At 71.3% G+C, this 9,256-nt stretch carries 5 protein-coding genes and 1 pseudogene; 5 read left to right on the forward strand and 1 reads right to left on the reverse strand.

Translation table 11 applies throughout. The features are described 5' to 3' along the window. On the reverse strand, positions 1-914 hold a 914-nt coding region (locus N4P33_RS28625), incomplete at its 3' end, for a serine/threonine-protein kinase (protein WP_260829745.1). Positions 915-1,205: 291 nt separating this feature from the next. Here N4P33_RS28625 and N4P33_RS28630 point away from each other — a divergent pair. The 5 genes and pseudogenes from N4P33_RS28630 to N4P33_RS28650 form a co-directional block, all read left to right on the forward strand. After that, the gene (locus N4P33_RS28630) at positions 1,206-2,444 is read left to right on the forward strand and encodes a PP2C family protein-serine/threonine phosphatase (RefSeq protein WP_260829746.1); all 1,239 of its coding nucleotides are present in this window, start codon (positions 1,206-1,208) and stop codon (positions 2,442-2,444) included. A 194-nt stretch (positions 2,445-2,638) separates the two neighbouring features. Continuing rightward, positions 2,639-4,840 carry a discoidin domain-containing protein gene (locus N4P33_RS28635; RefSeq protein ID WP_260829747.1) on the forward strand — a complete coding sequence of 734 codons (2,202 nt, stop codon included), beginning with the start codon at positions 2,639-2,641 and terminating at the stop codon, positions 4,838-4,840. A gap of 105 nt (positions 4,841-4,945) precedes the next feature. Then, entirely contained in the window at positions 4,946-7,099 is a 2,154-nt protein-coding gene (locus N4P33_RS28640; protein ID WP_260829748.1) for a discoidin domain-containing protein, read from the forward strand. Between the two features lie 82 nt (positions 7,100-7,181). Next, positions 7,182-8,261, forward strand: a complete 1,080-nt coding sequence (locus N4P33_RS28645) for a DUF1996 domain-containing protein (protein ID WP_260829750.1) — start codon at positions 7,182-7,184, stop codon at positions 8,259-8,261. 46 nt (positions 8,262-8,307) lie between these two features. Continuing rightward, positions 8,308-9,256 (forward strand): annotated as a pseudogene (locus N4P33_RS28650) (glycoside hydrolase family 3 protein); the annotation flags it as partial.

Consider the following 9,256-nt stretch of genomic DNA (forward strand, 5'->3'; position numbering starts at 1 on the left):
TCCTCCGCCGACGCGGCCACGGCCGCGTCGACCGGCGCGGGAAGCCATCCGTCGAAGTCGGTCAGCGCACGCGGCGCCGCCGCCTCCTCGCACAGCGCCGCCAGCTCGGCGGCGGAGGGCCGTTGCTCCGGGTCGGCGGCGAGGGTGGCCCGCAGGACGCGGCACAGGGGCTCGGGATACGCGTCGAGGGCGGGCGGATGCGTATCGGTCCCGGCGATCAGCGCGGCGATGCCCATTCCGGCGCCGTCGCCGTAGGGATGCCGTCCGGTCGCGGTGACGGCGGCCAGCAGACCGAGGGCGAACACGTCGCCGGCCGGTCCGGGTTCCCGGCCGCGCGCCTGCTCGGGCGACATGAAGCGGGGCGTGCCGATGACCCCACCGGTGACGGTGAGGCTGGTGGTGTCGGGGGAGCGGGCGATACCGAAGTCGATCAGCCAGGGTCCGTCCGTGCCGATCAGGACGTTGCTGGGTTTGACGTCCCGGTGCACGTATCCGGCCTCGTGCACGGCGCGCAGGGCGCGGGCCATGCACCCCGTGATCTGCAGGGCGGTGACGACCGGCAGCGGTCCGTGCGCGTCGAGCACGGCGTCCAGGGGGAGGCCGGGCTGGTACGCGGTGGCGATCCAGGGTTGTGCGGCGTCGATGTCGAAGTCGAGGACGGGGACCAGGTGGTACCCGGCGACCGTCCTGGCCGCCTGAGCCTCCTGGGCGAAACGGCGGCGGTACTGCGGGTCCTCGGCGTACTCGCGGCGGATGACCTTCAGCGCGAGGGGACGGTTCCCGCGCGTGTGCGAGAGGTACACCGTGCCCATGCCGCCCTCGCCGATGCGGGCGTAGAGCGGATAGCCGCTGATCTCCCGAGGGTCGCCCGGCCTCAGCGCCTCCAGCCGACCCACCTCACCGACCCCCCGCATGCCCTTCCGCCTCCCTCGCACGATCCCGGTCCAGGTGGGCCGCAGACTAGCCGCCCGGCGGGCGGGACGCCTGAGTACGGCGACTCATCCCGAACCCGGCGGCTGTCCGGTGGCTGCCCCGGGGCCGGTGAAGGACGTGACGCTCTGACGCGGCTCCCGCACAGGCGGCGAACGGTGCACGCCCGCGGCACCCTCCCGGCGGGCCAGGCCGCCGGACGGCTCCTACAGTGGTCCTGTGGGCGGTCGCGCTCGCCGGACCGCCCGAGAGCACGTGACGCACAGCAGGCCGTGATGACGGCGGACATCGACTTCACGGCGTTCTTCGACGCCACCCCGAGCCCGTACCTGGTGCTGGACGCGGACCTGGTGATCCGCTATGTCAACCCCGCCTACCTGACGGCCACCGGGCGGACGCGAGACGACCTGGTGGGCCGGCATTTCTTCGACGCGCTGCCGGAGAATCCCGGTGTCCTGGACGACGAGCAGCGCAGTCCGAGGGAGTCGCTGCTGCGGGTGCTGGACACCGGACGGCCGGACACCCTGGTGCTGCAGCGGCACGACATGACCTCTCCCGGCCGGCCGGGCGAGTTCGAGGAGCGGTGGTGGTCGGAGATCCACACGCCGCTCCGCGGGCCGGACGGCACGGTGAAGTGGATCGTGCAGCGGGCCGAGGACGTCACCGCCTTCGTCCTGTCCCGGCGGGTGGGTGAGCTCACCGACGCGTTCACCGACCGGGAGAAGGGCATGGCGGCCGAGCTGTATGTGCGGGCCCGCGAGCTGTCCCGGCTGAACCAGGAACTGCGTGAGGCGCACGCCAGGGAGCGGCAGGTCGCCGTCACCCTCCAGGGGGCGATGCTCTCCGTGCCCGACCTGGACCGGCACCGCGACACCATCGCCGTGCGCTACCTGCCCGCGGCCACCTCGCTCAACGTGTGCGGCGACTGGTACGACGTCGTCGACCTGCCCCCGGACCGTTACGCCGCGGCGGTCGGGGACGTCGTGGGCCACGGACTGCGCGCGGCGGCGGTCATGGGCATGCTGCGCAGTGCGCTGAGCGCGGTCATCCGTGCCATCCCCAGCCCCGCACAGGCCCTGGAGATCCTCGGCCTGTACGCCCGTTCCCTCGACGGCGCGACGGCCGCCACCGCGGTCAAGGTCCTCATCGACACCCGCAGCCGGCTGATCATCTACAGCAACGCAGGGCATCCGCCACCCGTCCTGCTCCACCCCGACGGGAGCTGCGAGCTGCTGGACAAGGCCACCGACCCGCCGCTCGGCGCCCGCCCGCACCACGTGCCCCGCCCACAGGCCGGCCTGCCGTTCACGCCGGGCGACACCCTCGTGCTCTACACGGACGGTCTCATCGAGCGGCGCGGCGAGGACATCGACGAAGGCCTGGCCCGCCTGACCACCGCCCTGGCCCAGCGCACGGCCCTCGCACCGAGCCGGCTGGCCGACGCCCTCCTGGCCGCCCTCGACGTCGCCGACGGCGCGGCCGACGACATCGCCCTCGTCATCATCCGCTTGTGAGCGGGTCTGCCGATCCGGGCCGCCCCTGCCGTGTCGCCATGGGATCCGTTCCCGTCCCCACACCTCCCGGTACTTAATGAAAGACTAAAGAAAAGCCGTGCAGGATTATTGACCGTGCCTCGCGGCGGCGGGCAGGGTTCCACCGAGCGCCCGAGTGCGCTCCCCAACTGTCCGCAGGCTTCGAGGAGTTCGTCATGCCCGCAGTCGGCATCCCTCCCGCACCGCCCCGAAGAGCCCCCCGCCGCACCCTGACCCGCACTCTGACCGGCATGCTGGTCACCGCACTGGCCGCCGCCCTCATCACCTTCGTCCCCGCCGCCCGGGCCGAGGCGGCGCCCGCGCTGCTCTCCCAGGGCAAGCCGGTCACCGCCTCCAGCCAGGAGCACTACGGCACCCCCGCCACCGCCGCCGTCGACGGCGACAACGGCACCCGGTGGTCCAGCGCGGCCTCGGACCCGCAGTGGATTCGCGTCGACCTCGGCCGGTCGGCCGCGCTCAGCCAGGTCGAGCTGCGCTGGGAGGCCGCGTACGCGAAGGCGTACCGGATCGAGATCTCGCAGAACGGCACCGACTGGTCGACCGTCCACTCGACCACGGCCGGCGCCGGCGGCACCGAGACCGTCGACGTCTCCGGGACGGCCCGCTACGTGCGCGTGTACGGCACGGCCCGCGCCACCCCATACGGCTACTCACTCTGGGAGTTCAAGGTCTACGGCACCACCGGCGACCACCCGGGACCCACGCTGCCCGGCGGCGGGGACCTGGGCCCCAACGTGCACGTCTTCGACCCGTCCACGCCCGGCATCCAGGCCAAGCTGGACCAGGTGTTCAAGGAGCAGGAGTCGGCGCAGTTCGGCTCGGGCCGGCACGCCTTCCTGTTCAAGCCGGGCACGTACAACAACCTCAACGCCCAGATCGGCTTCTACACCCAGATCCTCGGCCTCGGCCTGAACCCCGACGACACGACCATCAACGGTGACATCACCGTCGACGCGGGCTGGTTCAACGGCAACGCCACCCAGAACTTCTGGCGCGGCGCGGAGAACCTCGCCGTGAACCCGGTGAACGGCACCAACCGCTGGGCGGTGTCCCAGGCCTCCTCGTTCCGCCGGATGCACGTCAAGGGCGGCCTCAACCTCGCGCCCAACGGCTACGGCTGGGCCAGCGGCGGCTACATCGCCGACAGCAGGATCGACGGTCAGGTCGGCAACTACTCGCAGCAGCAGTGGTACACCCGCGACAGCTCCATCGGCGGCTGGTCCAACAGCGTCTGGAACCAGGTGTTCTCCGGTGTCCAGGGCGCTCCCGCGACCAGCTTCCCCGAGCCGCGCTACACCACGCTGGAGACCACCCCGATCTCCCGCGAGAAGCCGTTCCTCTACCTCGACGGAAACGAGTACAAGGTCTTCGCGCCCGCCAAGCGCACCAACGCGCGCGGCACCACCTGGGGGAGCGGCACCCCGCAGGGCGAGTCGATCCCGCTGAGCAAGTTCTACGTCGTCAAGCCCGGCGCCACCGCCGCCACCATCAACGCGGCCGTCGACCAGGGCCTGCACCTGCTGTTCACGCCGGGCGTCTATCACGTCGACCGGACGATCGACATCGACCGCGCCGGCACCATCGTGCTGGGCCTCGGGCTCGCCACGATCATCCCGGACAACGGGGTGACCGCGATGAAGGTCGCCGACGTCGACGGCGTCCGCCTCGCCGGCTTCCTCATCGACGCCGGACCCGTCAACTCCCCGACCCTGCTGGAGATCGGCCCCGCGGGTGCGTCCGCCGACCACGCGGCGAACCCCACCACCGTGCAGGACGTCTACATCCGCATCGGCGGCGCGGGCCCCGGCAAGGCGACCACCAGCATGGTCGTCAACAGCCACGACACGATCATCGACCACACCTGGGTGTGGCGCGCCGACCACGGCGAGGGCGTCGGCTGGGAGACCAACCGCGCCGACTACGGCGTCCGCGTCAACGGCGACGACGTCCTGGCCACCGGCCTGTTCGTCGAGCACTTCAACAAGTACGACGTCGAGTGGTACGGCGAACGCGGCCGGACGATCTTCTACCAGAACGAGAAGGCGTACGACGCCCCCAACCAGGCCGCGATCCAGAACGGTTCGACGAAGGGCTACGCCGCCTACCGCGTCGACGACTCGGTGGACACCCACGAGGCGTGGGGCCTGGGCAGTTACTGCAACTACAACGTCGATCCGTCGATCCGCCAGGACCACGGCTTCAAGACGCCGGTCAAGCCGGGCGTGAAGTTCCACAGCCTGCTCGTGGTCTCCCTCGGCGGCATGGGCCACTACCACCACGTCATCAACGACACGGGCGCCTCGACGGAACCCGGCGGCACCTCGACCGTGCCGTCCACCGTCGTGTCCTTCCCCTGAGGCTTGTCCTCCCCCTGAGCCGTGTCCTTGCCCTGAGCCGTGTCCTTCCCCTGACCGGACCGCTCACCGACGACGCACACCCCCACGAACAGCCAGGAGAAAGCCGTGTTCTCAGCCCTCTCCCCTCGAAGACCAGCCTTAGCGCTGCTCGCCCTGGGCACACTCGCCGCCTCGTCCCTCGTCCTGACCGCACCACCCGCCCGGGCGGCCGAGACGCTGCTGTCGCAGGGCAGGACCGCCACCGCCTCCTCCCAGGAAGGAGCCGCGTTCGCCGCCTCGGCCGCCGTGGACGGCAATCTCACCGGTACGCGCTGGGCCAGCCAGTGGAGCGACCCGCAGTGGCTCCAGGTCGACCTCGGACAGCGCCACGACCTCAGCCGTGTCGTCCTGACCTGGGAGGCCGCGTACGGAAAGAGCTATCAGATCCAGGCGTCCGACAATGGCACGGACTGGAACACGCTCAAGACCGTGACCGGCGGTGACGGCGGTACGGACGAGATCGCCGTCTCCGGCGCGGGCCGCTTTGTGCGCATGCTCGGCACCGAGCGGGCCGGCGGCTACGGCTACTCGCTCTGGGAGTTCCAGGTGTACGGCGAGACGGGCGGCACGCCCTCCCCCGGGGGAGCCGTCAAAGTCACCGGCTCACAAGGTGACTGGCAACTGACCGTGGGCGGCCAGCCGTACACCGTCAAGGGCCTGACCTGGGGGCCCGCCATCGCGGACGCCCCCAAGTACATGCCCGATGTGAAGTCCATGGGCGTCAACACCATCCGCACCTGGGGCACCGACGGCGGCACCAAGCCGCTGCTCGACAGCGCCGCGGCCCACGGCATCCGGGTCGTCAACGGCTTCTGGCTCCAGCCCGGCGGCGGCCCCGGCTCCGGCGGCTGCGTCAACTACGTCACCGACACCACGTACAAGAACACCATGCTCACCGAGTTCGCCAAGTGGGTGGAGGAGTACAAGAACCACCCGGCGACGCTCATGTGGAACGTGGGCAACGAGTCGGTGCTCGGCCTCCAGAACTGTTACAGCGGCGCCGAGTTGGAGGCACAGCGCAACGCGTACACGAGCTTCGTCAACGACGTCGCCAAGAAGATCCACAGCATCGACGCCGACCACCCGGTCACCTCGACCGACGCGTGGACGGGCGCCTGGCCCTACTACAAGCGCAACGCGCCCGACCTCGACCTGTACTCGATGAACTCCTACGGCGACATCTGCAACGTCCAGGAGGACTGGGAGGAGGGCGGCTACACCAAGCCGTACATCATCACCGAGGGCGGCCCCGCCGGTGAGTGGGAGGTGCCGGACGACGCCAACGGCGTGCCCGACGAACCGACCGACGTGCAGAAGGCCGAGGGCTACACCAAGGCATGGGACTGCGTCACCGGCCACGACGGAGTCGCCCTGGGCGCCACCCTCTTCCACTACGGCGTCGAGCACGACTTCGGCGGCGTCTGGTTCAACCTCGTGCCGGACGGCCTGAAGCGGCTCTCCTACTACGCGGTCAAGCGGGCCTACGCCGGGTCGACGGCAGGCGACAACACCCCGCCCGTCATCACCGACATGAGCGTCAGTCCCGCCTCGTCGGCCCCGGCGGGCGGCGAGTTCACCGTGCGCGCGAACGTCCGCGACCCCGAGGGCGACCCGATCACCTACAAGGTGTACCTCAGCGGGAACTACGCCAACGGAGACAAGCGTCTGATCGACGCGAGCTGGCGGACCACGGGCACCGGCACCTTCGCGGTGAAGGCACCCGAGAAGCTCGGCGTGTGGAAGGTGTACCTCCAGGCCGAGGACGGACGCGGCAACGCCGGTATCGAGACCAAGTCGGTGAAGGTCGTCGCCCCGCCCGTCGGCGGGACGAACCTGGCCCTGAACAAGCCCACCACCGCATCGTCCTTCCAGCAGTCGTACGGCGACTGCCCCTGCGAGCCCGTGAAGGCGACGGACGGCAGGGCCGACACGCGGTGGGCGAGCGACTGGAGCGACCCGCAGTGGATCCAGGTCGACCTGGGATCCGCGACGGCGTTCCGCAAGCTGCAGCTCGTCTGGGACCCGGCGTACGCCAAGGCGTACGAGGTCCAGGTCTCCGACAACGGCACGAACTGGCGCACGATCCACGCCACGACCTCCGGCGACGGCGACGTGGACACGATCGACGCGGCGGCGACGGCCCGTCACGTACGGCTGCATCTGACGGCGCGTGGCACCGGCTGGGGCTACTCGCTGCACGAGTTCGGGATCTACAGCTGACGGCGCGCGGCGCCCGGCCGCCCGCCGGGCGCCCCGCGTACACCGTCCCCCCCACCAGGAACCTCAGAGGGCAGGAGGCCCCATGAGACCTCGCTCGACACTCTCCACCCTGCTGATCGGCACCGCCCTGCTCGCGAGCACGCTCGGCGTCGGCGCGGTCGCCACGGCCGCCGGGGCCGACCGCGCCCCCACCGCGACGACGGGCGCGCACACCGGGCACACCATGGCCGTGTCGACCCGGGCGTCCGCCGACGACCCCGACGGCGACGGATACATACCGGCCGTCCCGCCCGTCACCGGCGTCACCCCCTCCGACGCCACGCCACCGAACCGCTACCACAAGGAGTTCCAGGCCAACTGCTCCGTCACGCACACCGCGCCGGACGACCCGATCGTCTACCCGGGCCAGCCCGGCCGGTCCCACGACCACACGTTCATGGGCAACAGGTCGACGCACGCGGGCAGTACGACGGCCGGCCTCTACGGCGGCGCCACCACCTGCCTCGCCCCGGCCGACGCCTCCGCGTACTGGATGCCGTCCCTGTACAAGGGCGACGAGAAGATCCTCCCGGTCGGCCCGCAGGTCATCTACTACAAGTCCGGCGTCACCGACTACACCAGCGTGCGGCCCTTCCCGAGGGGACTGCGGTACGTCGTCGGCGATCCGACGCAGAGCGCCCAGGAGTTCCGCGCGCACAAGGGTTTCGTCGAGGGCTGGGAGTGCGGTGACAGCTTCTTCAACACCGACATCCCCGCGAACTGTCCGAGCCGGCCCGACGTCCAGCTCAACCTCCGCTTCCAGGCGCCCAGCTGCTGGGACGGCAAGCACCTCGACACACCCGACCACAAGAGCCACATGGCGTACCCCGTCGTCAAACCCGGCACCAACGACAACATGTGCCCGGCCTCCCATCCGGTGGCCGTACCGATGATCGAGTTCAAGATGGCCTGGCCGGTCAACGGCGACATGAGCGACGTGCGCCTCGCCAGCGGACGCGGCTACTCCTTCCACTACGACTTCTTCAACGCCTGGGAGGAGCGCACCCTCAAGGCGCTGGTCGACCACTGCATCGTGGGCGGCCTCCAGTGCGACACACGCGGCTACGACCAGAACCACCCGGAGCGCGGCGCCGTCCTGAACGCGGACCACCGGCTGCCCTGATCCGGCACCCCGCGCGGTCTTCGCCGGCCGCGCGGGCCGCCGCCCGATCCTGTCACCGGGGCCCGGTCACCCGCCGACCGCGGACGGCCGGGCCCCTCGCCCCGCACGACGAGAGACGGAACACCGCATGAACGACGAGGCGCTCGGCCGGCTCCTCCGGGAGCTGGACCTGGAGCGGAAGGTGCGCCTGCTCACCGGCGCGACGACCTGGCGCACCGCGGGGGAGGAGAGCGTCGGCCTGCGCCGGATGCTGCTGTCGGACGGCCCAGCGGGCGTCCGCGGGGACGCCTGGGACGAGCGGCGCACCTCGGCCGTGCTGCCCTGCGCGTCCGCTCTCGCGGCGACGTGGGACGAGGGTCTGGCGGAGCGGCTCGGGGGTCTCCTGGCCGCGGAGGCGGCCCGCAAGGGCGCCGACGTCGTGCTGGCCCCCACGCTCAATCTGCACCGGAGCCCGCTGGGCGGCCGCCACTTCGAGTGCTTCTCCGAGGACCCCGAGCTGACCGGGCGCACCGGCGCCGCGCTGATCCGCGGCATCCAGGCCCACGGGGTGGCCGCGACGGCCAAGCACTACGTCGCCAACGACTCCGAGACCGACCGGCTGACCGTGGACGTACGCCTGTCCGAGCGGGCCCTGCGGGAGGTGTACCTAGCGCCCTTCGAGGCCGCCGTACGGGCCGGGATCCGGCTGGTGATGGCGGCCTACAACAGCGTCAACGGCACGACCATGACGGCCGGTGAGCTGCTGGCGGACCCGCTGAAGACCGAGTGGGGGTTCGACGGCGTCGTCGTCTCCGACTGGGGGGCCGCCCGGTCCACCGAGGCGACCGCCCGCGCGGCGCTGGACCTGGTGATGCCGGGCCCCTAGGGCCCCTGGGGCGACGCGCTGCTCCGGGCGGTCGAGGAGGGCCGGGTGCCCGAGGCGGCCGTCGACGACAAGGTGCGGCGGCTGCTGCGGCTCGCCTGCCACGTCGGTGCCCTGCGGCCGCACCGGCCCC

It is taken from the genome of Streptomyces sp. 15-116A, from assembly GCF_025290915.1.
Taxonomy (GTDB): domain Bacteria; phylum Actinomycetota; class Actinomycetes; order Streptomycetales; family Streptomycetaceae; genus Streptomyces.

What these genes read in the sequence shown, in the direction of transcription:
- N4P33_RS28630 (WP_260829746.1), top strand. Translation starts at nt 1,206, where the DNA reads ATGACGGCGGACATCGACTTCACGGCGTTCTTCGACGCCACCCCGAGC.
- N4P33_RS28635 (WP_260829747.1), top strand. Translation starts at nt 2,639, where the DNA reads ATGCCCGCAGTCGGCATCCCTCCCGCACCGCCCCGAAGAGCCCCCCGC.
- N4P33_RS28645 (WP_260829750.1), top strand. Translation starts at nt 7,182, where the DNA reads ATGAGACCTCGCTCGACACTCTCCACCCTGCTGATCGGCACCGCCCTG.